Origin of the sequence: Sphingomonas naasensis (assembly GCF_004792695.1) — a bacterium.
GTDB lineage: Bacteria > Pseudomonadota > Alphaproteobacteria > Sphingomonadales > Sphingomonadaceae > Sphingomonas > Sphingomonas naasensis.
This window is the reverse complement of sequence record NZ_SRXU01000001.1, coordinates 274,683-298,451: the sequence shown is the minus strand read 5'-3', so window position 1 is coordinate 298,451 and position 23,769 is coordinate 274,683. Positions and strand designations below refer to the sequence as shown.

Genomic DNA, 23,769 nt, shown 5'->3' with positions numbered 1-23,769 from the left:
TGAATGCGTCCGCTTGAACGGCGCGCGGCGGCCATTTAGAGGAGCCGCCGATCGGTATGCCGTTCCCACGAGGAGAGTTGTACATGACGTTCGTTTCGAAGCTCGCGCTGGCCGCCGCGCTGACGCTGGGCACCTCCGCGCTGGGCACCGCCCCGGCGCTGGCGCAAAAGGCGGACAAGAATCAGGCTGCCGGGCCGCAGCTGAAGGTCAGCGACGCGTTCCGCACCCCTGCCGCCGCCGCCGAGGCGGCGCTCAAGCTGAAGGATATCGCCACCGCCGACGCGCAGCTCACCGCTGCCGAAGCGGTCGCCGCGAATGACGACGAGAAATATTACTCGGCGTTCCTTCGTCTCCAGATCGAGCTCGAGCGCAAGAACGAGGCGGGCCAGATCAAGGCGCTCGGCATCCTCGCCAGCAACCCCAAGACCCCGGCGGATCGCGTCAACGTCTATGGCGGTCTCTACAACTACATGCTCGGCTCGCAGCTGGTGGCGCAGAAGAAGCCCGCCGACGCCATTCCGGTGCTGCTCAAGGCGCGCCAGCTCGGCACCAACCAGCCCGATCTGCCGGTGCTGCTCGCCAACGCCTATGCCGCGACCGGAAAATCGGGAGAGGCGATCGCCGAAGTGAATCGCGCGATCGAGGCCAGCAAGGCGGCCGGCCGCAAGCCGCCGGTCGACTGGTACAAGTTCGTGATCCCGCGGGTGAACGCCACCGGCGATCGCGCCGCGATGGCCGATTGGCTCAAGCGCTTCATCGCGGAATATCCGACTGCGCAGAACTGGCGCTGGGCGATCCAGGTCTATCGCACGCCGACCGACACCAAGACGCAGAAGATCAACCTTTATCGCCTGATGCGCGCGACCAACGCGCTCGCCGATCGCGCCGACTATGCCGATTATGCCTATGCCGCGCAGCAATCGGGCCTTCCCTGGGAAGCGGTCGCGGCGATCGACGAGGGTCGCAAGGCCGGCAAGATCCCGGCGGGCGACGCCGATGCCCAGCGCATCTATGCCGCTTCGCAGACTGCAGTGAAGGCGGAAGGCTCGCTCGACGGCCTCGCCAAGCAGGCGGGCGCCGGCGCCAACGGCAAGGCGGCGCAGCAGACCGCCGACGCGTTCCTCGCCTCGGGCAATTACGCCAAGGCGCTCGAGCTCTATGACCTCGCGCTGCAGAAGGGCAGCGTCGACACCGACGAGGTCAATCTCAACCGCGGCGTCGCGCTGCGGGCGCTCGGCCGCAAGGACGAGGCGCGCACCGCGTTCCAGGCGGTCAAGGGCACCCACGCCAATCTGGCGCTGCTCTGGCAGACCTCGATCGATTCGCCGCCGCTCGCCTGAGCCGCCGGCCATTCGGAAATTGGAGAGGGGCGGCAGCGATGCCGCCCTTTTTCACATCTCGGGGACGGGGACGCCCGGCAGCGCCTTCGAGGTGCGGATCGTCAGCGACGTCTTCACATGCTCGACATTGGGCGCGGTGGTCAGCTTGGTGGTAAGGATCTGCTGGAAGCTCTGCAGATCGGGCGCGACGATCTTCAGGATGAAATCGATCTCGCCGTTGAGCATGTGGCATTCGCGGACTTCGGGGATGTCCGCCACCAGCTGCTCGAAAGCGCGCAAATCGCTCTCGGCCTGGCTCTTGAGGCTGACCATCGCGAAGACGGTGAGGTTGTAGCCGAGCGCGGCCGGATCGAGCGCGGCGTGATAGCCGCTGATCGCCCCCTGCTGCTCGAGCGCGCGGACCCGGCGCAGGCAGGGCGGGGCGGTCAGCCCGACGCGCTCGGCGAGTTCGACATTGGTCATCCGGCCATTATCTTGCAGCAGCCCAAGGATCCGCACGTCGATATCGTCGAATCGCATGGAGTCGTCTCTTTCATTGTGGATTCGTTGCATGCGGAGGTTGCTAGACTATAAGATAATTACAACGCAACGCAATTGTCCCACAATGCGACGTGCCGAAATGGGCTGTATCCAGCAGCGGCTTCAAACCGTTAAGAAATTCTGAAGGCGCAGTTCCGCGCCCCGGGGACGATGGCAGCGCGTGCGCTTCGACGACACTCTGGAGACGGTGCTCACCGCCGATCTGGGCACTCCCTATGGGGTGCAGTCGGCGTGGCGCCAGCTCGTCGATCTGATCGGCCGCCGCCGCGTTCCCCCGGCGACTCGGGCGATGGCGACCTTGCGCGCGATTCGCGGCGAAGTGCCCCGCGCGATCCGCGCCGCCAGCGCCCGCGCGCTCGAATATGCCAATCCGCCGGCGCCGCTGGTCCGGCTGTTCGCGCTCGACGAGCTGCCGATCGCGATTCCGGTGCTGCGCAGCGCGCGGCTCGCCGCTGCCGAGTGGATCCAGCTGCTCCCCGATCTCCCGCCCGCCGCGCGGACGATCCTGCGCAACCGCCGCGACCTCGGCCCGGAGGTCCAGCGCGCGCTGGAGAGCTTCGGTCCGGTCGATTTCGTCCTGCCCAACGATGCGTCGGTGCCGGACGCCGACGTTCGCGCCGAGGCGTTTGCAGAAGCTGTGGATAGTTCCACCGGATCGATTGCGGAACCCTTCGCCGGCGCGCAGAACCGGGACATGGATCACAGCGACAGGATAGGGGCCGCGGCCAGCGCGGGCGCACGCGCGCAGCCTGTCGCGCCCCCCGCGCCCGTCGAGGACGAGGGCCCGTTCGAGATCGCCGAGGTCGTCGCGCGGATCGACGCCTTCTGGCGCAACCGCGAGGAGACCGGGCCGGTCGCCCCGCCGGCGCCCGTGCAGGTCGGCGAATTCCGCTTCGAGACCGACGAGAAGGGCATCGTCCGCTGGGTCGACGGGGTGAGCCGCGCGCCGGTGATCGGGCTCTCGCTCGATCTCGCGGGCGAAGCCGAGGCATCGCAGGTCGACGGCATCGCCACGGGCGCGTTCCGCCGCCGCGCCGGCTTCTCGACGGCGCGGATGCGCGTGGAGGGCCATTCGGACGCGGCGGGCGACTGGCTGATCTCGGCGGTTCCGGTGTTCGATCCCGCCAATGGGCGGTTCACCGGCTATCGCGGCACCGCTCGCCGGCCGCGCAGCGACGAGCGCGCCGAGCCGGTGCATGTGCCGGTCGCGTCGCCGGCCGAATCGCTGCGCCAGCTGGTCCATGAGCTGCGCACCCCGACCAATGCGATCGCCGGCTTCGCCGAGATGATCGAGGCGCAGATGCTCGGCCCGGTCCCCGAGATCTACCGCTCGCGCGCGCACATCATCCGCAGCGAGGCGCGCGAACTGCTCGGCGCGATCGACGATCTCGATCTCGCCGCGCGGATCGATAGCGCGGCGCTGGCGCTGATCCCCGGCAGGGTGGCGCTGCGTCCCTTGCTCGCGGGCATCACCGACGATCTCTCGCCGCTGCTGGAGCTGCGCGGCTCGATGATCGCGCTGCCGGTCGAGGATCTCATCGTCGCCGGCGATCGCCGCGCGGTCGAGCGGCTGCTCGCGCGGCTGATGGCCACGTTGGTCTCGGCGAGCGGATCGGGCGAGCGGATCGGCGTGCATATGGCGACCGAGAGCGACCAGCGCGTCGCGGTGGCGATCGATCGCCCGCGCGCGCTCGCCGACTATCCCGGCGATTCGGTGCTCGGCATCGACGACGAGCATGAGGATTCGACGTTGCTCGGCACCGGCTTCGCCTTGCGCCTCGCGCGTAATCTCGCCCGCGAGCTCGGCGGCAGCCTGACGATCGAGCCGACGAGCTTGACTTTGCGGCTCCCCGCCGCCGTAAACAGTCAGGTGGGCCAGGCGATTTAACCGACGGTGGGGGAGCGGCATTCCGGCAAGGGCTATCGCCCGCCCGCGCCCGCTTCGTTCGTCGACTGGCCCGAGAGCTTCGGCACCCGCTTCGCGCTGTTCGTCGACACCGAGGAAGAGTTCGACTGGCGCGCGCCGCTGTCGCGCGACGGGCATGGCACCGGCCATATCGCCGCGATGCCGGCGGCGCATGCCCGCTTCGCCGCGCACGGCGTTCCACTCACCTGGCTGGTCGATTACCCGGTCGCGACCGACCCGCGCGCGATCGATACGCTGGGCCAGCTGCTTGCCGACGGACGCTCGGCGATCGGCACCCAGCTCCATCCCTGGGTGAACCCGCCCTTCGACGAGCAAGTGAGCGGCTTCAACAGCTTCGCCGGTAATCTTCCGTCCGCGCTGGAACATGCCAAGATCGCCGCGCTGACCGACGCGATCGTCTCGGCGTTCGGCGCACGGCCGCTGGTCTATCGCGCGGGCCGCTACGGGATCGGCCCGGGCACGCTCGAGACCCTCGCGCGGCTCGGCTACCGCGCGGACAGCTCGATGCGCTCGCGCTACGACTATGCGGGCGAGGGCGGACCCGATTTTGCCGCGATCCCCAACCACGCCTTCCGCGCGGGACCCGATGGCGCGATCGTCGAGCTGCCCCTGACCACGGTGTTCACCGGCGCGGCGCGTGGTGCCGGCGCCGGGCTCTATCGCGCGCTGGGCAGGCTGCCGCGCGGGCGCGGCGCCGCGGCGCGGCTCGGGCTGCTCGCGCGGGTCGCGCTCACCCCCGAGGACATGCCGCTGGCCGACGCGCTCGAAGCGGTGCGGGTCGCGGTCGGCGAGGGGGTGCGGCTGCTCAATTTCGGCTTCCATTCGCCCTCGGTCGAGCCCGGGCACACGCCCTATGTCCGCGATGCCGCCGATCTCGCTGCGTTCTGGCGGTGGTGGGACGCGGTGTTTGCCGAGCTCGCCCGGCGTGGCGCCGCGCCCGCGGCGTTCGCCGAGATCCTCGACGCCGCTTGCGGCCCCGCCCCAACCTCCGCTAGTGCCGCGGGCGCTGGGGGCCTGTAGCTCAATGGTTAGAGCTGGCCGCTCATAACGGCTAGGTTGCGGGTTCGAGTCCTGCCGGGCCCACCAGCAGCCGCCCTTGTGCATGTCGGCGCAAAGGCCTAGGCGGCATCGGCGTCGGGGAGTGGCGCAGTCCGGTAGCGCGCCTGCTTTGGGAGCAGGATGTCGCAGGTTCGAATCCTGTCTCCCCGACCATTTTCCCGACATCCTGCAATTCATCGCGTGGTTGGCCGCTCGCTGTGCGTGGCCGCGCTGTGGATTGGGCGCAACCGATCCCGCTTTTCGCGAGCGGATGCGACAGATCGTTACGCGAAACCAATTGACAAAATAATTTATTTAATCGAATTTCGGCGGGTCGGATGCGATGCGCGAAAAGCGCGGGCGTCGCGGCGGCAGGGGAAGGGGCGGGAACAAGACGGCCCCGCAGACGAAGGAGGGATCTGAAATGGAGCTTGGCCGGTTGTCCGGGTCGCTCACCCGCCGGCGGACTTCGGTCCCTATGCTGTTGACCGCTGCCGCGAGCCTTGCGCTCGCCGGCCCCGTCACTGCCCAGAATCGCGCCGATCCGGTCGACGAGGCCAATCCGCTGGTCGGCACCGCGCCGCTCGATCGTCCCGAGCTGATCGGCAATGCGCCGCCTGCCGGCGAGCCGCTTTATTCGGGACTGACCTCGCCCGGCGCGCGGTTGCCGCACAGCGCGGTCGAGGCGGCACCGGTCAATTCGAACGTCGAGCTGAGCTATCCGTGGGGCGTCGCGACTCCCTATTACTACACCAACCCGACGATGATCGGCTTCACCGGGGGCGGCGGCCCGACCTATGGCGCGCGCGCCACGCCGACGCTGATGCCGGTGGTCGGCACCTGGACGGTGCCGCCGGTCTATACCGAGGCTTATTACGACAAGGCGCGCGAGAAAGCGGCGCCGGGCTATTATTCGGTGTTCCTCGACACCTTCAAAACCAGGGTCGAGCTCACCGCGACGCAGGCGACCGCGCTGATGCGCTTCACTTTTCCCGCGACCGAGCGCGCGCATGTGATCCTCAATCTGCAGGGGCGCGGGGGCACGGTCGAGATCGTCGGCGACCGGACGGTGCGCGGCGTCGTCGCCACCCGCAACGACAATGAGGCGCGCGACGGCCGCTATTTCGTCGCCGAATTCTCCAAGCCGTTCAAAAGCTATGGCACCTTCCGCAAGGCGCCGGGCAATGCCCGCGGCTATGGCATCGGCGACAAGGACGTCCAGCCGGGCACGCGCAGCATCGAAGGCAATTTCGCTGGCACCTATCTCGACTTCACCACCGCGAAAAACGAGGCGGTGCTGGTCAAGATCGCGCACGGCGCCAGCTACGAGGTCGCCGAGGCGCGGCTGCGCGCCGAAAGCCCGGGCTGGGATTTCGACGGCGTGCACGCCAGCGCGCGCGCCGCCTGGGCGCAACTGCTCGACCGCGTGCAGGTGACCGGCGGCACCCCGAAGCAGCGTATGCTGTTCTACTCGACGCTGTTCCAGTCCTTCGCCAGCCCGCGGCTCGTCGCGCGCAAGGGCGAGGACTTCACCGACGGCAAGGGCAGGACCCAGACCGCCGCCTATGACCGTTACGGGCCGGTGCCCTTCTGGGATACCGGGCGCAACCAGATCGTGCTGCTCGAGCTGATGGAGCCCGAGACGGTGCGCGACATCATGCAGTCCGAGCTCGACATGGCGCGCGAGCGCGGTTTCATGAACAGCTCGTTCCACGGCGACAATGCCGTGTTCCTCTATCTCGGCGCGATGCGCCGCGGCATCCCGTTCGATTACGCCGCGGCCTATGAATATATGCGCAAGAACGCGATGGACCCGAAGGGGCCGCGCGATTTCCTCGCCGAATACAGCAAACAGGGCTGGGTCTCCGACGAGATCCCCGCGGGCAATCCCAGCCCGCCTTATGCCGGCGGCAAGGCGGGCGCGGCCAAGACGCTCGAATATGCATGGGATGACCATGCGATGGCCGAATTCGCCGAGCGGCTGGGCAAGCGCGACGATGCGCGGCTGTTCCGCAAGCGCGCGGGCAATTGGCGCAACGTGTTCGATCCCTCGATCGGCTTCGTCCGCGGACGCACCGCCGACGGCAAGTGGATCAGCCCGTTCGATCCGGCCGAGCCCTATTACAACTTCATGATGAAGGAGGCCTCGGGCTGGTCGACCTTGTGGCTGGTGCCGCACGACGTGCAGGGGCTGATCGATGCGCTCGGCGGCCGTGCCGGTTTCAACGCCAAGCTCGATGCATTCTTCACCAAGCCGTACAATCCGACCGGGATCTGCCGCGACTGCACCGGGATGATCGGCCAGTATGTCCATGGCAACCAGCCTGATCAGCAGGCGCCGTTCCTCTATGTATGGAGCGGCCAGCCGTGGAAGACGCAGGAACTGAGCCGGCGCATCCTCGCCGATCTCTATGGCAGCGACGATGCCGGCTATGGCTATGCCGGGATGGACGATCAGGGCGCGACCTCGTCCTGGTATGCGATGGCGGCGCTGGGCTTCTATCCGGTCGATCCGTCGAGCGACGAATATGTCCTCGCCAGCCCGATCTTCGATCGCTCGGTGCTCCAGATGGGCAATGGCAAGACGCTGGAGATCGTCGCGAAGAACAATTCGGCGAGGAACCTGTACATCCAGTCGGCCACGCTCAATGGGCGGCCGTGGAGCAAGCCGTGGTTCCGCCACGCGGACATCGCCAACGGCGCGAAGCTGGTGCTGACGATGGGACCGAAGCCCAATCAGGCCTGGGGCAGCGCGCCGGGCGATGCGCCGCCCTCGATGTCGCGGCGCTAAGGGAGAGAAGAATGCGACTTTTGACGATGGTTTCGGCACTGGCGTTGCTCCCCGCGACAGCTGCGATGGCGCAGCCGGCGCCGGCGGCGCGCGACGACAAGGTCTATACCGGCGCGATCACCACGCGCTGGGGCAAGGCGGTGACTCCGGAAAATGCGTGGCGCAGCTATCCGCGACCGCAGCTCCAGCGCGACAAATGGCTGAACCTCAACGGCCTGTGGGACTATGCGATCGTCAAGGCCGGCACGCCGCAGCCGCGCCAGATGGACGGCAAGATCCTCGTGCCCTTCGCGGTCGAATCGCGGCTTTCGGGTGTGGCCCGGAAGGTGCTGCCCGAGGACCGCGTCTGGTATCGTCGCCAGTTCACCGTGCCCGCCGACTGGGCCGGCCAGAACGTCAAATTGAACTTCGGCGCGGTCGATTACGAGGCGGTGGTGTGGGTCAACGGCGCGGTGGTCGGCGCGCACAAGGGTGGGTCGGACAGCTTCGGGTTCGACATCACCTCGGCGCTCAAGCCGGGCAGCAACGAGATTGTCGTGCAGGTCGCCGATCCGACCAGCGCCGGCAGCCAGCCGCGCGGCAAGCAGATCCTCGATCCCGAAGGCATCTGGTACACCGCGTCGAGCGGCATCTGGCAGACCGTCTGGCTCGAGCCGGTGTCGAAGCTCCACATCGCCGACGTCCGCGCGACCCCGAACATCGATACCGGCAAGGTCGAGGTCGATGTCGCGCTCAGCGCCTGGGCGAGCGACACCGACGCGGTGCGACTGACCGTCCGCTCGGGTGGCCAGCCGGTCGCCTCGACGATCGTCCGCGCCAATCGCCACGCCAGCGTCGCGATTCCCAACGCGCATCTCTGGTCGCCCGAGGACCCGTTCCTCTACGACCTCACTGCCGAGTTGGTGACGGTGAAGGACCCCTATGCCGGCAAGCCCGAGCGCGACCGCGTCGCCTATGATTCGCGCTTCACCACCGGCGAGACCGCGGCCTATGCCGGCGCGCAGATTGCCGGCACGCCGCACGACACGGTCAAAGCCTATTTCGGCATGCGCAAGATCTCGGTGGGGCCGGGCACCGTCCCCGGCCAGCCGATGTTGCTGCTCAACAACAAGCCCTATTTCCAGAACGGCACGCTCGATCAGGGCTGGTGGCCCGACGGGCTGCTCACCCCGCCCTCGGAAGAGGCGATGCGCTACGATCTCGAGTTCCTGAAAAAGGCCGGGTTCAACATGGTGCGCAAGCACATCAAGGTCGAGCCGGCGCGCTATTACTACGACGCCGATCGCATGGGCATGCTGATCTGGCAGGACATGCCGTCGGGCGGTGGCGAGGACCAGTTCCTCGCTGGCACCAGCCAGAGCCAGGCAGTGCTCTCGTCGGACGTGATGAGCGATCAGCAGGCCGAGCTTTCGCAGATGATCGGCGATCTGCGGGCATTTCCGTCGATCGTGCTGTGGGTGGTCAACAACGAGGGCTGGGGCCAGTATGATTCCGCGACGCTGACGCGCTTCGTCAAGGGCCTGGATCCGAGCCGGCTGGTCAATTCGGACAGCGGCTGGCTCGACGTCGCGGCGCGCGACTCCGATGTTTTCGATATCCACACCTATGAGGACGTGCCCAAGGTGCCGACCCGTCAGGCCGAGCGCGCGATCGTGATCGGCGAATATGGCGGGGTGGGGCGGCCGATCGAAGGCCATCTCTGGCGCGCCGGCAAGCGCAACTGGAGCTATCAGGTGGCGAAGGACGCCGACGACTATCTCGCGCGCTATCGGCGCAAGTTCGAGGAAGTGGTCCGCCAGGCAAGGGTTCATGGCCTCAGCGCCTCGGTCTACACCCAGACCACCGATGTCGAGGGCGAGATCAACGGGCTGCTGACCTATGACCGCGCGGTCGCCAAAGCCCCGGCCGAAGCGTTCGCGGCGATGGCGAAGCCCCTCTGGGAAGGTGGCGAAGGTGCCGCGGCGGCGGCTTCCGCGCCCTAGGTCGAATCGCAACTTTTGCGCCCTCGCGGCGGCCTGACCAACGGGTCGTCGAGGGGGCAACACAAACTGACCCGATCCAATTGACAAATTGCTTTTTATATTCAGGATTGAATCGGTGAGTTGGTCGCGGCGCTGTCCGCAGAGTCCACAACATGCCGGAGGCGAGGACGTCCCGGCGCAGGGAGGAGAGAGGGTATGAATTTCCACCAGAACGACCGGAGTGCCACGCGCAAGCGAGTGGCGCGTGATCTGATGCTCTCGGCGAGCGTGCTCGTCGCGATGTGCGGCACGGCGCACGCCCAGACCGAGGGCACGGCCGCGCAGGAAGCCCCCGCGGCGGACGCTGCGGCGCAGGACGAAACGCAGGACGTCGTCGTCACCGGATATCGCCAGTCGATCGAACAGAGCTTGTCGCAGAAGCGCGAGGCCAACGCGTTCATCGACGTGATCACCGCCGAGGACGTCGGCAAGTTCCCCGACAAGAACGTCGCCGACGCGCTCCAGCGCGTGCCGGGCGTGATCATCGATCGCGACGGCGGCGAAGGCAGCCGGGTCAGCATCCGCGGCCTTTCCTCGGATCTGACGCTGACCGAGCTCAACGGCAACTTCATTGCCTCCACGGGCGGCGATCCCTCGCGCTCCTTCGACTATCTGCTGCTGCCGGCGAACCTGATCGGCAGCGTCGAGGTGTTCAAGTCGTCCGAGGCGCGGCTCGATGAAGGCGGCGTCGGTGGCGTCATCATCAACCACACTCGGAAGCCTTTCGACCTGAAGCCCTTTTCGGGTAGCTTCACGGCCGAAGGCACCTATTCGGACGTGACCAAGAAGGTCGAGCCGCAGCTTTCGGGCCTGCTCTCGTGGCACAATGAGGACAAGACCTTCGGCGTGCTTCTCGGCGCGACCTATCAGGTGCGCACCAACCGCACGCTCGGCGCGAACACCGAGAGTTGGCACTGGTGGGCCGACGATTCGACCGCGACTCCGGCGACCGACGTCAACGGCAATACCTACGCCAATGACGACGCGATCTCCTATTGGGGCGGCGGCGTCACCACCCAGGGTGGGACGCACTATAACGGCTATTGGGCGCCGCAGTCGGTCGACGAGTCCGTCCTGATCGAGAAGCGCAAGCGCCTCGGCATCCAGGCGACCGTGCAGGTGAAGCCTTTCGACAATTTCGAGCTCACCGCGAATTATTTCCGGTTCCAGCTCAAGGGCAACCAGGTCAACAACGTGCTCAAGATCCCCGAATGGGGCTATGGCAACTTCCTGACCAACGCCGCCTTCGATTCGAGCGGCACCATCCTCCAGTCGGCGACCTTCCAGGTGCCGGCGGAAGGCACTGCCTGCCGTGCCAACGCCAATCCGTGCACGATGGAAACGCCTGCGATGCAGAGCTATTTCGATCGCCAGCGCAGCGTGTCGAACACTTTCGACCTGCATGGCGACTGGAATCTCGGCCGTCTCAACGTCAGCTTCGCCGGCGGCAAGACCAAGGCCTCGGGTGGTCCCGAATTCCAGTTCTTCGTGCAAGCCAAGCCGCGCAAGGTCACCGGTGCGGGCGCCGCGGGCAACGTCAACGGCAACCTGCTCAGCCAGTGGACCTTCAACGGCCAGTCGGTTGACATGGCGTTCTCGCCCGAGCTGCAGCAGAATCTGACGAGCGGCATCTCGCAGGTCGATCTCGGCTCGACCGGCTCGGGCTTCAGCAACAGCTCGATCGAGCAGAAATATGCCCAGATCGATCTGACGCGGAAGTTCGACAGCTTCATCGACTCGATCCAGATCGGCGGCAAGTGGCGCGACGCGCGGGTCCACCGCGAGACCGGCCGGTACGAATGGTATTCGGACGCGGCCAACACCCGGCGCTATCAGGATACCGCCGGCGCGGCCGTCACCCAGCCGGACTTCTTCCTGAGCAAGCCGATCGACAACATCGCCGGCGGTTTCACCACCACGGTGTTCCCGGCGTTCGACATGAACAACTATCTCAACTACCTGAACGCGACCTATAACGGTCCGGTCCGCGTTCCCGAGCCGGAGAACCAGTACGACATCCGCGAGAAGATCTGGGCCGGCTATGCCCAGCTCAACTTCAAGAGCGGTCCGGTGCGCGGCAATATCGGCCTGCGCGTCGCCAACACCAAGCAGTCGGGCGTCTCGACCGACGTCATCACCTACGAGAACGACTATTGCTTCAATGGCCCGGGTGGCGCGTTCGATCCGAACGTGCCGGTCGGCCCGGACGGCAACTGTCTGGTGATCCCGCGCGACGGCGACCCGGCGACCGGCACCCCGGCGCGTCAGGTCAAGGTGTTCAGCCCGAACAACGAGAGCAAGCAGTACACCGACTGGCTGCCGAGCTTTAACATCTCGTGGGACGTCACCCCGAACCTGCTGGTGCGCGCCGCTGCGGCGAAGGTGATCGCGCGGCCGGGCTATGGCGACCTCGCCGGCGCCCGTTCGCTTACCTTCAACTCGGATGCGTTCGTCTTCGACCGTGCCCAGTTCGGCGCGCTGCCGGGCTGGTTCGGCGGCGGCGGCAACTTCGACCTGAAGCCGTTCAACGCGTGGCAGTACGATCTCGGCCTCGAATGGTATTTCCAGCACGGATCGGTGATCGGCGCGACCTTGTTCCGCAAGGACGTGTCGGATTTCATCGTTCCGCTCGTGCTCGACATCCAGACCGAAGTCGCCGGCCAGCAGGTGACCGTGCAGCAATATTCGACTCAGGCGAACGGCTCCAAGGCGCGCTCGCAGGGCATCGAAGTCTACGCCCAGCACACGCTGCCCTTCGGCCTCGGCGCGCAGGTCAACTTCACCTACAACGACACCTCGGTCGCCGATGTCAGCCTGAACGGCACCAAGGTCGGCACCTCGCCGCTCGTCGGCAGCGCGAAGACCCAGATCAACGCGTCGGTGTTCTACGAAACCCCCAAGCTGCTGCTGCGGGCTTCGTACAACCGCAAGGGTGAAGTCGTCGGCGGGATCCAGTCGGGTCTCAACGTCTACTCGGATCCGTACGATCAGGTCGATCTGAATGCGTCGTACAACTTCTTCGACAACCTGCAGTTGACGGCCTCGGTCATCAACCTGACCAAGTCCGAGCAACGGGCCCATCTCGGCAACGACACCAAGGACCGGTTCATCTCGAACTACTACTCGGGTCGCCGCGCCTATCTGGGTCTTTCGTACAAGTTCTGACGCGTCGCATCGACACGTACCTGAATGCCCCCCAAGGCACCTAGGAGGTGACCCGATCCCCGGGTCACCTCCACCTTTGTGGGGTTGGTGCGAAGCGGCAAGCGCGGCAGAATGGGGGCAGGGAGAGCAAAGGACATGAAGCGTTTGATCCGGACCGGCCTCGCAGCGGCGGCGGCGCTGCTCGTGGCGGGATCGGCGCCCGCGCCGAATCCGATCGTGCCGGGCTGGTATGCCGACCCCGAGATCCATGCCTTCGGGGACCGCTACTGGATCTATCCGACCTACTCGGATCATGGTGCGGTGCCGGACGTCTCTCCCGGCTTCACGCCGGCGCAGCAGGAACTGCGCAAGCAGAAGATGGTCCGCCCGTCCTATGGCATCCAGACCTTCTTCAATGCCTTTTCGTCGCCCGACCTCGTTCACTGGACGAAGCACGAGCATGTCTTCGACGTGAAGAACGCGGCCTGGGCCGCCTTCGCGATCTGGGCGCCCTCGGTGATCGCGGCGAACGGCAAATATTACATGTTCTTCAGCGCCAACGACATCCAGAAGGATGGCGAGCTGGGCGGGATCGGCCTCGCGGTGAGCGACAAGCCCGGCGGGCCGTTCAGGGACGCGATCGGCAAGCCGCTGATCGGCCAGTTCCGCAATGGCGCGCAGCCGATCGATCCCTTCGCCTTCCGCGACAAGGACGGGCAGGTCTATCTCTTCTATGGCGGATGGCAGCACTGCAACGTCGTCAAGCTGAGCAAGGATCTCAAGACCATCGTCCCGCACGCCGACGGATCGCTGTTCAAGGAGATCACGCCCCCCGGCTATGTCGAGGGTTCGTTCGTGATCCAGCGCAAGGGCGTCTATTATCTAATGTGGTCCGAGGGGGGCTGGACCGGCCCCGACTATAGCGTCGCCTATGCGATGGGGCCGAGCCCGACCGGACCGTTCAGGCCGATGGGCAAGATCCTCCAGCAGGATTTCAAGATCGCGCGCGGAGCGGGGCACCATTCGGTGGTGAACCTGCCCGGCACCGACGAATGGGTGATCGCCTATCACCGGCGCCCGCTGAGCGAGGACCGCGGCGAGCGCCGCCAGCTCGCGCTCGACCGGATGGAATTCAACGCCGACGGGACGATCCGGCCGGTGGTGATGACCAATGAGGGCGTGGCGCCGCACCCGATCGGCCGGCGGGCGCGATGACGATACCATGCATTCACCCCGGCGAAGGCCGGGGCCCAGTTGCAAGTCGGCCCGAGACTGGGCCCCGGCCTTCGCCGGGGTGGGTTGGCTGCCGATCGAAGACCTTAGGGGGAGACCTGCTTTGAATACCTTCGCTCGATCGCTGCGCAGCGCCGTCGCGCTTCTCGCGACAACCGGTCTGTGCCTGCCCGGCACCATGGCGCTGGCCCAGACCGCGCAGAAGGAATCGCTGGTCGATCTCGCCAATCCCCTGATGGGCACCGACTCGAACTACGAGCTGTCCTACGGCAACACCTATCCCGCGGTCGCGGTGCCGTGGGGGATGAACTTCTGGACCCCCGTCACCGGCGAGATGGGCGATGGCTGGGGCTATACCTATGACGCCAACCGCATCAGCGGGATCAAGCAGACCCACCAGCCCAGCCCGTGGATGAATGATTACGCCGCGTTCGAGCTGATGGCGACCACCGGGCCCTTGCGGATCAAGCAGAAGGAGCGCGCTTCGTGGTTCAGCCACAAGGCCGAGGAGAGCCGGCCCTACAAGTACAAGGTCTATCTCGCCGATCACGACGTCACCGCCGAAGTGGTGCCGACCAACCGCGCCGCGCAGTTCCGCTTTACCTTCCCGCAGAGCGACGACGCGCACATCATCCTCGACGCCTATAACGAAGGCTCGATGGTGACGGTCGATCCGGCGCGGCGGCGGATCACCGGCTATGTCCGCAACAACAGCGGCGGTGTGCCGGCCAATTTCCACAACTGGTTCGTTCTCGAGTTCGACCACGACTTCACCGTCAGCCGCACCTGGGACGAGAATTGGCAGCTCCGCGACAATGCGAAGAGCGAAGGCGCGCATGTCGGCGCGGTGGTCAGCTTCAAGACGAAGAAGGGCGAGCAGGTAGGGGTCAAGGTCGCCTCGTCGTTCATCAGCCTCGACCAGGCCGAGCGCAATCTGTCGCGCGAAGTAGGCGGCGACAGCTTCGACGCGACCGAGGCCAAGGCCAAGGCAATCTGGGAGAAGGAATTCTCGCGGATTCGCGTGACCGATCCCGACATCGACAATCGCCGGACCTTCTATTCGGCGCTGTACCGGATGCTGCAATTCCCGCGCACCTTCCACGAAGTCGACGCGCAGGGGCAGACGGTCCATTACAGCCCCTATGACGGCAAGGTGCATCCGGGCCCGATGTTCACCGACAACGGCTTCTGGGACACGTGGCGCGCGGTCTTCCCGTTCTTCGCGCTGATGTATCCCGAGCAGGACAGCCAGATCATGCAGGGTCTGGTCAACACCTACAAGGAATCGGGCTGGCTTCCCGAATGGGCGAGCCCGGGCCATCGCAGCGTGATGATCGGCTCGAACTCGGCGATCCTGATCGCCGATGCCTATGCCAATGGCGTGCGCGGCTTCGATGTCGAGACGCTCTACGAGGCGATGGTCAAGAACGCGACGACCTCAGAAGGGCGTCCGCGCGACGCGCGGGGCAGGGTGCTCACCGCCGTCGGTCGCGAGGGTGTCGAGCTCTACAACAAGCTCGGCTATGTGCCCTATGACGTCGGCATCAACGAGAGCGCGGCGCGCACGCTCGAATATGCCACCGCCGATTTCGCGATCTCGCGGCTCGCCGCGGCGCTCGGCAAGACCGCCGATGCGGAGAAATACGCTGCGCAGGCGCAGAACTATCGCAAGCTCTACGACAAGGAGAGCGGCTGGATGCGTGGGCGCAACCAGAATGGCAGCTGGTCGACGCCGTTCAACCCGCTCAAATGGGGCGACGCCTTCACCGAAGGCAATTCGATGCACTATAGCTGGTCGGTGATGCAGGACGTGCAGGGGCTCGCCGATCTGATGGGCGGCGACAAGGCGTTCGTCGACCGGCTCGATTCGATCTTCAGCACGCCGCCGCTGTTCGACGACAGCTATTACGGCCAGACGATCCACGAGATCCGCGAGATGCAGATCGTCAACATGGGCCAATATGCCCATGGCAACCAGCCGATCCAGCACATGACCTATCTCTACGACTGGGCCGGCGCGCCATGGAAGACGCAGTTCCACGTCCGCGACGTGATGCACCGGCTCTACTCGTCCGCGCCCGACGGCTATCCCGGCGACGAGGACAATGGCCAGACCTCGGCCTGGTACGTCTTCTCGGCCTTGGGCTTCTATCCGGTGACGCCGACGGTCGGCCAGTACGCGATCGGCAGCCCGCTGTTCCGCAATGTCGAGCTGACCATGCCGAACGGCAAGAAGCTGAGCATCGAGGCCGCGAACAACAGCGCGCAGAATATCTACATCCAGTCGGTGACCTTCAACGGCAAGAAGCACGACAAGACGTGGCTGACGCGCGAGGCGCTCCAGGCCGGCGGGACCTTGCGCTTCGTGATGGGGCCGACCCCCAACAAGCAATGGGGCGTCGACAAGGCCGCAGCGCCCTTCTCGATGAGCGCACCGGGAGAGCGTAAATGAACCGTCGTGAAGTGATCGCGGGCGCGGGTACGCTCGCCATGGCGGCGTCGCTCCCGGGCATGGCGTTCGCGCAGACGCAGGTCAGCAAGCGGCCGGCCAGGAGCGAGCGTCGCTTCACCAGCAAGGCCGTCGAGGCGGAGATTGCTCGCGTAAAGGCGAAGATCGCCGATCCCGAGCTCGCCTGGCTGTTCGAGAATTGCTATCCCAACACGCTCGACACCACCGTCACGCTCGGCGAAGTCGATAGCAAGCCCGACACCTTCGTGATCACTGGCGATATCGACGCGATGTGGCTGCGCGACAGCTCGGCGCAGCTCCAGACCTATGTCCATCTGACCCCGAAGGACGCCGATCTGCGCCGGCTGTTCCACGGCGCGATGCAGCGCCAGGCGCGCTGCATTCTGCTCGATCCCTACGCCAATGCGTATACCCGCGATCCGGCCGCGAAATCGAACCTGCCGGCGATCAACGACCGGACCGACATGAAGCCCGGCGTCGCCGAACGGAAATGGGAGATCGACTCGCTCTGCTATCCGATGCGGCTCGCCCACGCCTATTGGACCGCGACGCGCGACAAGACGCCGTTCGATGGGCTCTGGGCCAAGGGCATGGCGCAGGCAGTGGCGACGCTCCGCGAACAGCAGCGCAAGGACGGGCCGGGCGGCTATCATTTCCAGCGCGTCGATCCTTCGCCGACGGAGACGTTGATGTTCGCCGGCTATGGCGCGCCGACGAAGAAGGTCGGGCTGATCCATTCGGGCTTCCGTCCCTCGGACGACGCCTGCGTCTTCCCGTTCCTGATCCCGTCGAACCTGTTCGCGGTCTCGGCGCTCACCATGCTCGCCACGGTGCTGCGCGAGGCGCGCGGCGATGCCGCGGCGGCGCAGGACGCGGCCGCGCTCGCCGCCGAGGTCAGGCAGGCGCTCGACGCGCACGGCAAGATGCCCGACGGCAAGGGCGGCGAGGTCTGGGCGTTCGAGGTCGACGGTTATGGCAATGCCATCTTCATCGACGACGCCAATGTCCCGAGCCTGTCCGGCCTGCCGCTGCTCGGCGCGGCAGATCGCAACGATCCGCTCTACAAGCGCACGGCCGCGCTCGCATGGAGCCCGCGCAACCCCTATTTCTTCTCGGGGAAGGCCGGGGAGGGGATCGGCGGGCCGCATGTCGGCATGGACATGATCTGGCCGATGTCGCTGATCACCCGCGGGCTGGTCAACGACGACGAGGCGGTGGTGCGGCAGTGCCTGCGCACGCTGCGCAACTCGCATGGCGGCACCGGCTTCATGCACGAGAGCTTCCACAAGGACGATCCGACGAAGTTCACCCGCAGCTGGTTCGCCTGGGCCAATGGCCTGTTCGGCGACCTGATCCTCGACATCGAGAAGCGCCGCCCCGCGCTGCTCGCCCAGCGCTACTGACCGGGAGACCGACATGATCGCCGCCAATCGCCGCCAGCTGCTCGCCGGCGCGGGGTTCGCCACGCTGACTTCGGCCGCGCCCGGCCTCGCACGTGGGCAGCGTGCCGCGGCGACGCGGCCCGATCTGTTCATCGGGACTGGCGGGCACGGCCACACCTTTCCGGGCGCCGCTTTGCCCTTCGGGATGGTCCAGCTGAGCCCCGACACCGACAATAGCCGTTGGGACGCCTGCTCGGGCTATCACCGCACCGACACGTCGATCATGGGCTTCTCGCACACGCATCTGTCGGGCACCGGCATCGGCGACATGCTCGACGTGCTCGTGGTGCCGACCCGGGGCAAGCTCGAGCTCGATCCGGGCAAGCTCGACGATCCCGACACCGGCTATCGCCAGCGCTTCTCCGAAGAGCAGGCCGAACCCGGCTATTACCGGGTCAAGCTCGAGTCCGGGGTGCTCGCCGAGCTCACCGCGACCGAGCGTACCGGTCTTCACCGCTACCATTTCCCCAACGGCGCCGGGCACATCCTGATCGACTTCGCGCACATGATCATCGACGTGTGGGACAAGGGCACGATCGTCGACCAGGCTTCGCTCGCGATCGACGATGCCGGCATGCTCACCGGCAGCCGCCGCGTCCATCGCTGGGCCAAGGGGCGCGAGATCCACTTCGCGCTGCAACTCTCGCGCCGGCCGAGCCGCGTCCAGTTCTTCGGCGACGACAACCAGCCCGCACCCGCGGGCGCCAGGGGCGTCACCGGCAACAAGCTCAAGGTCGCGCTGTTCTTCGAAGAGGCTGGCGGCGCGCCGATCCTGATCAAGACCGGCATTTCGGCGGTCGACGTTGCCGGGGCGAAGGCCGCGCTTGCGGCCGAGGCGCCCGGATGGGATTTCGATCGCGCCGCCACCGCCGCGCGCCGCGCTTGGGCCAAGCAACTCGACGCCGTCCGGGTCGAGGGCGGCACGCCCGCCCAGCGAACGATCATGGCGAGCGCGCTCTATCATTGCTTCCTCGCCCCGACACTCTTCACCGATCGCGACGGCCGCTATGTCGGGATGGACCGCGCAGTGCATCAGGCGTCCGCCGATACGCCGGCGTTCAGCACCTATTCGCTGTGGGATACCTATCGCGCGCTGCATCCTTTGCTCACGCTGGTTCAGCCCGAGCGCGCGGCGATGTTCACCCGCGACCTGATCCGCCAGACGCAGCAGAGCCCGTACGGCCCGCCGGTGTGGCAGCTCCAGGGCGTCGAGACCGGCTGCATGATCGGCTGGCATTCGGTGTCGGTGCTCGCCGAGGCGCACGCCAAGGGGATCGAGGCCGATTACGCCGCAGCCTGGCCCAATGTCCGCCGCCGCGCCTTCGATCGCACCTTCAAGGACAGCGACGGCTCGCTCGGCCGCGGCTATTATTACGACCTGAACTACATCCCTGCCGACAAGATCTGGGAGTCGGTCAGCCGCACCCAGGAATATGCCTATGACGACTGGGCGATGGCGGTGCTCGCCGACGCGGCGGGGGCGAAGGACGATGCGGCGGCGCTGCGCAAGCGCAGCCGGAACTATCGCAACGTGCTCGATCCCGAGACGCGCTTTGCGAAGCCCAAATTCTCGGACGGCAGCTGGTGGGCGAATTACGACCCGATCCAGATCGGCCACGACGTCAAGAAGCACCGCGATTACACCGAGGCCAATGGCTGGCAGGCGACGTTCCTCAACCAGCACGACGTCTATGGCCTGATCGAGCATTTCGGCGGCGATGCGGCGTTCGAGAAACAGCTCGACGCGCTGTTCAACGCGCCGTCGACGCTGCCCGAGAACGCGCCGCCCGACATTTCGGGGCTGGTCGGGCAATATGCCCATGGCAACGAGCCAAACCACCATGTTGCCTATCTCTACGCCTATGCCGGCGCCCCGGCGAAGACGCAGGCGATGGTCCGCCGGCTGTGCACCGAGATGTACAAGGCCGATCCCGACGGCGAGATCGGCAACGACGATTGCGGCCAGATGAGCGCGTGGTTCGTGCTCAGCGCATTGGGTTTCTATCCGGTCGATCCGGTGAGCGCGGTCTATGTGTTTGGCGCGCCGCTATTCGACAAGGCCGAGGTCCGGTTGGGGCAGGGGCGGACGCTACGCGTGCTCGCGGAAGGCAACGCCCCCGACGCGCCGTACATCCAGTCGGTGCGCTGGAACGGCAAGCCGTGGACGAAGAACTGGATCAGCCATGCCGATCTGGCCAAGGGCGGCGAGCTGGTCTTCGTGATGGGGCGCAACCCCTCGCGCTTCGGCACCGCCAAGGCCGATCGTCCGCCTTCGTTCGGGCACGGCGCCTAGAGCCTCCCGCGGCCGAGGCCTGGCCCTGCCAGGTCAGCTCCCGGCCGAGGCGGGCCGGCGCTCGACGATCTCGGTCGTGGTTTCGTTTTCGAAGCGCCCGCTCGCTTCGCGAATCTCGACCTTTGTCAGCCTGACACGTCGCCATGCGCGGCCTTCTGCGTCCGCGTGAAAGGTGAGGGAGATCGTACCGGAAATCTTCTCGCCCGATCGCTTGTGGAGCGCAGTCTCGAACGCCAGCTTTTCCCCACTGAGTTCCGCGACGCCCACGTCGGTTTGTGCGCGGCGGCGCCGAACGACTTCCGGATCGATCGCCATGTCGACACCATAGACCGCCCCCGCCGCCCCGGTGCTCATTCTGTGCATGGGTGCGGGCGCCAACGCATCGGGATCCGCGTAGGAGGCGCCCGCGCGAAGATCCTGCGGCGCCGGGTCCAGTGCTTCGAGCGTTTTCAGCACCGATTGCGGTTCGCATTCGATGCGAAAGGCGTTCCAGGTGAAGATCAAGCGACCGCATGCTTCGCGCGTCAGCGTCGCGGCTTTGAGCCAGCCATCGAGGCGCGCCGCCATTTCCGCCCGATTGAGGAGCCGCATAGGCCCTTGTTTCGGCTTGAATATTCGGATCGGGAACCGCCACTCCCGCGCATGGTCCTGCTCGGAGGCGTCGGCGGGAAGATCATATTCCAGCTCGATCCCGTCTTCGCGCACGGCGAGCACGCGTTCGACGAGCCGGTCGATGTCCCGCGAACTCCCCGAGGAGTCGTCGCTGCCGCGCTGCGAGCTTCGCCGCTCGCTTCTTATTTCATATACTGCATTCGGCTGCGGCGGCGGGGGCGTGATCTGCAGGAACGAAAGCAGCGCGACGGCGGCGCCGAGGCCGATCACCGGCGCCTTCGCCCTGAACTCACGCCGAGGCCTTCCACAGCGCCGCCTGTTTGGGCAGCAGGAAGTGGCTGAACGGCAGGATCGCCGCGCCCACCGCCGGCGCGTCCTCGGACAGCGCCGCGCGCGCCACCGGCGCCACCGTCGGCAGCAGGCCGGCGCGTTCCTTCATCAGCTCATTGGCCCGCGCCGCCAGCCGCTCGAGGATCGCGGTCGGCAGCCGCCCGCCGACGAGCACCGCGGCGGGGTTGATCAGGCAATTGATCGCGTCGAGAGGGACGATCAGCTGGCGCGCCGCATCCTCGATCCATGCCGAGACGCAAGCGATCGTGGCATCGTCGGGATCGGGGCCGTGCATCACGTCGGCAAGCTTGCAGCCGTTGCGCTCGAGATGGCGCGCGAGCCCCGACAGCGATACCAGCCGCTGGACTTCCTCGCCGGGCGCCGCGCCGTCGCCGGCGCGCATGAAGCCGAGCTCGCCGCTGCGCCCGTCGGCGCCGCGCAGATAGGAACCGTCGACCACCAATCCGCCGCCGAGACCCGAGGAGATCAGCACGTAGAAGAAGCTGTTGTTCTTCTGGCCGAGCCCCAGTTGCATCTCGCCCATCGCGGCGGCGGCGGCGTCGTTCTCGACGAAGACCGGCAAATCGAGTGGCTCGCGGAACAGCTCGGCCATGTTGACCTTGTCCCACGCCGCATAGTCGGCGGGCCGGCCGGGCAGATCGACCAGCCCGAGATCGTCGGGCACCGCGACGCCCAGCCCGACGACCTTGGCGACGTCGACGCCCGCCTTGCGCAGCATGTTCTTGACCGAGCGCCGATAGAGCGCGCGGACGTGATCGGGGAGCGCGAAATCGACTTCCTCGGAGACGCGCGCCAGCGTCTCGCCCGAAAAGTCGACCAGCACGAGCGTGATGTGGTCGCGGTCGATATTGACGCCGATCGAGTAGCAGGCATCGGCCCGCACCACGAGCTTGGTCGGCGGCTGGCCGCGTCCGCCGCGGCGCTGCCCGGCCTCGTCGATCAGCCCGTCCTGGAGCAATCGCTTGGTGATGTTGGCGATCGCCGGGCCGGTCAGCCCGGTAATGCCCGCCAGCTCGACCCGGGTGAGCGGGCCGAGCACGCGGATCGCGTGGAGCGTGACGCGCTGATTGTGATCGGCCGCGCGCTCAAGGTTGGTGCCCGAAAGCCTCGGGCGCTCGCCGGTGTTGCTCGCCGTCATGCCGATGCGATCACGCGGCGGCGGGGAAGGGCGGCGGCGCGACGCCGCTCGATCGGAGAGGTAGCGCTATCATCAGCACGAGCCATCACTTGCATGCCTGTCATCCTCGACCCTCGACCGTCCTTTCCATCGTCTCCAGCGCGACGCCGCGGGTTTCGGGGAAATATCGCCAGATGACTACAGCCTGCACCAGCATCGCGCCAGCGAACAGCCAGAATGGCAAGGCCTGGGTATATTGTGCCACTACGGGAAAGCCGAATGCGATGAGCGCGTTCATGCCCCAATGCGTCGCGCTGCCCAGCGATTGACCGCGCGCACGCACCGCAGTGGGGAAGATTTCGGACAGATAGACCCAGATCACCGCACCCTGCGAGACCGCGAAGAACAGGATGAAGCCGATCAGCGCGGGGAGCAGCAGATGCTGACCCTGACCGCTCGAATAGATCAGCGCGACCGAAGCCAGCGCGACCGCGGTGCCGAACGCGCCGACCAGCAGCAGCGGCTTGCGCCCGACGCGATCGATGATCGCCATGCCGAGCAGGGTCGCGAGCAGATTCGCCACGCCGATCGCCACCGCCTGCAGATCGGCGGAAACCGCGTCGAATCCGGCGGCGGCGAAGATGTCGCCGAGATAATAGAGGATCGCGTTGATCCCCGAGAGCTGATTGAACATCGCCAGCGCCACTGCGAGCAGGATCGGGCGGCGATGGAGGTGCCAGCGAAGCCGGTCTCCGCCGGGCGCGGCGACGCCTTCGCCGAACTGGGCGAGAAGCGTGTCGGGATCGCCCATCGACAGGATCCCGATCGCGGTGCGCGCTTCTTCGCTGCGGCCGCGATGATGGAGCCAGCGCGGGCTGTGCGGCACGCGCAGCATCAGGAGCAGGAAGAGCAAGGCGGGGGCGGCGGCGACGCCGAGCTTCACGCGCCATTCGAGTTCGCCGTCGAGCGACAGGCCGATCACGAAGTTGCTGACATAGGCGGCGAGGATGCCGAGAACGATGCTCAGCTGGAAGAAGCCGACCAGCATGCCGCGCCGCGCGGGCGGGCTCACTTCGGCGATATAGACCGGCGCCAGCACCGACGAGCCGCCGATCGCGAGCCCGCCGAGGAAGCGGAACGCGATCAGCATGCCTAGCCCGCTGCTCAGCGCGGAGCCGATCGCCGAGATGATATAGGCGATCGCGATCCACAGCAGCACGGTGCGGCTGCCATGGCGGTCGCCCGGGTGGCCGGCGCCGAGCGCGCCGACCAGCGTCCCGACCAGCGCAGCGGAGACGGCGGCGCCCAATTGGGCCGCGGAAAGATCGAAAGTGCCGCGCAGCGCCTCGGTAACCCCGGCGATCACGGCAGTGTCGAAACCGAACAGGAGCCCCGCGAGACTCGCCGCGATGATCGCGGATGGATTCAGCCTGTCATTCAGTGCGCTCAC

14 protein-coding genes and 2 tRNA genes are annotated in these 23,769 nt (G+C 66.6%); 12 read left to right on the top strand and 4 right to left on the bottom strand.

Going from position 1 to position 23,769, the window contains the following annotated elements; translation table 11 throughout:
* Positions 1–83: 83 nt before the first annotated feature.
* Complete coding sequence (locus tag E5A74_RS01500) at positions 84–1,340, top strand: tetratricopeptide repeat protein (RefSeq protein ID WP_135982137.1); 1,257 nt, start codon at positions 84–86, stop codon at positions 1,338–1,340.
* Between the two features lie 51 nt (positions 1,341–1,391).
* Here the strand turns inward: E5A74_RS01500 and E5A74_RS01495 are convergent, their stop codons facing one another.
* Positions 1,392–1,859, bottom strand: a complete 468-nt coding sequence (locus E5A74_RS01495; protein WP_025495035.1) for an Lrp/AsnC family transcriptional regulator — start codon at positions 1,857–1,859, stop codon at positions 1,392–1,394.
* Between the two features lie 181 nt (positions 1,860–2,040).
* Between E5A74_RS01495 and E5A74_RS01490 the strand changes: the two genes are divergently transcribed.
* The 11 genes from E5A74_RS01490 to E5A74_RS01440 all read left to right on the top strand — a co-directional run bounded on the left by E5A74_RS01490 (position 2,041) and on the right by E5A74_RS01440 (position 20,239).
* Positions 2,041–3,768, top strand: coding sequence for a sensor histidine kinase (locus tag E5A74_RS01490; RefSeq protein ID WP_206365738.1), 1,728 nt, complete (start codon positions 2,041–2,043; stop codon positions 3,766–3,768).
* Between the two features lie 6 nt (positions 3,769–3,774).
* On the top strand, positions 3,775–4,827 hold the full coding sequence (locus tag E5A74_RS01485; protein WP_135982135.1) for a polysaccharide deacetylase family protein: 1,053 nt from the start codon (positions 3,775–3,777) through the stop codon (positions 4,825–4,827).
* Positions 4,818–4,893, top strand: a tRNA-Ile gene (locus tag E5A74_RS01480). Before E5A74_RS01485 ends, E5A74_RS01480 begins: the two co-directional genes overlap by 10 nt.
* Before the next feature lie 49 nt (positions 4,894–4,942).
* A tRNA-Pro gene (locus E5A74_RS01475) sits at positions 4,943–5,019 on the top strand.
* Between the two features lie 304 nt (positions 5,020–5,323).
* Complete coding sequence (locus tag E5A74_RS01470) at positions 5,324–7,636, top strand: GH92 family glycosyl hydrolase (protein ID WP_135982133.1); 2,313 nt, start codon at positions 5,324–5,326, stop codon at positions 7,634–7,636.
* An 11-nt stretch (positions 7,637–7,647) separates the two neighbouring features.
* Positions 7,648–9,618, top strand: coding sequence for a glycoside hydrolase family 2 protein (locus tag E5A74_RS01465; protein ID WP_135982131.1), 1,971 nt, complete (start codon positions 7,648–7,650; stop codon positions 9,616–9,618).
* Positions 9,619–9,813: 195 nt separating this feature from the next.
* Complete coding sequence (locus E5A74_RS01460; protein ID WP_135982129.1) at positions 9,814–12,822, top strand: TonB-dependent receptor; 3,009 nt, start codon at positions 9,814–9,816, stop codon at positions 12,820–12,822.
* 135 nt (positions 12,823–12,957) lie between these two features.
* On the top strand, positions 12,958–14,016 hold the full coding sequence (locus tag E5A74_RS01455) for a glycoside hydrolase family 43 protein (protein ID WP_135982127.1): 1,059 nt from the start codon (positions 12,958–12,960) through the stop codon (positions 14,014–14,016).
* A 178-nt stretch (positions 14,017–14,194) separates the two neighbouring features.
* Positions 14,195–16,486, top strand: coding sequence for a GH92 family glycosyl hydrolase (locus tag E5A74_RS01450; RefSeq protein ID WP_420822479.1), 2,292 nt, complete (start codon positions 14,195–14,197; stop codon positions 16,484–16,486).
* Positions 16,483–17,907: a glycoside hydrolase family 125 protein gene (locus tag E5A74_RS01445; protein ID WP_135982125.1), complete on the top strand. Its 1,425-nt coding sequence runs from the start codon at positions 16,483–16,485 to the stop codon at positions 17,905–17,907. The genes E5A74_RS01450 and E5A74_RS01445 overlap by 4 nt, the downstream gene beginning before the upstream one ends.
* Positions 17,908–17,920: 13 nt before the next feature.
* Complete coding sequence (locus E5A74_RS01440; RefSeq protein ID WP_135982123.1) at positions 17,921–20,239, top strand: GH92 family glycosyl hydrolase; 2,319 nt, start codon at positions 17,921–17,923, stop codon at positions 20,237–20,239.
* Positions 20,240–20,272: 33 nt separating this feature from the next.
* On the opposite strand, the gene E5A74_RS01435 is transcribed toward E5A74_RS01440, so the two are convergent.
* The 3 genes from E5A74_RS01435 to E5A74_RS01425 form a co-directional block, all read right to left on the bottom strand.
* On the bottom strand, positions 20,273–21,121 hold the full coding sequence (locus E5A74_RS01435) for a hypothetical protein (RefSeq protein WP_135982121.1): 849 nt from the start codon (positions 21,119–21,121) through the stop codon (positions 20,273–20,275).
* Between the two features lie 19 nt (positions 21,122–21,140).
* The gene (locus E5A74_RS01430) at positions 21,141–22,340 is read right to left on the bottom strand and encodes an ROK family transcriptional regulator (protein WP_135982119.1); all 1,200 of its coding nucleotides are present in this window, start codon (positions 22,338–22,340) and stop codon (positions 21,141–21,143) included.
* 100 nt (positions 22,341–22,440) lie between these two features.
* Entirely contained in the window at positions 22,441–23,769 is a 1,329-nt protein-coding gene (locus tag E5A74_RS01425; RefSeq protein WP_240699592.1) for a sugar porter family MFS transporter, read from the bottom strand.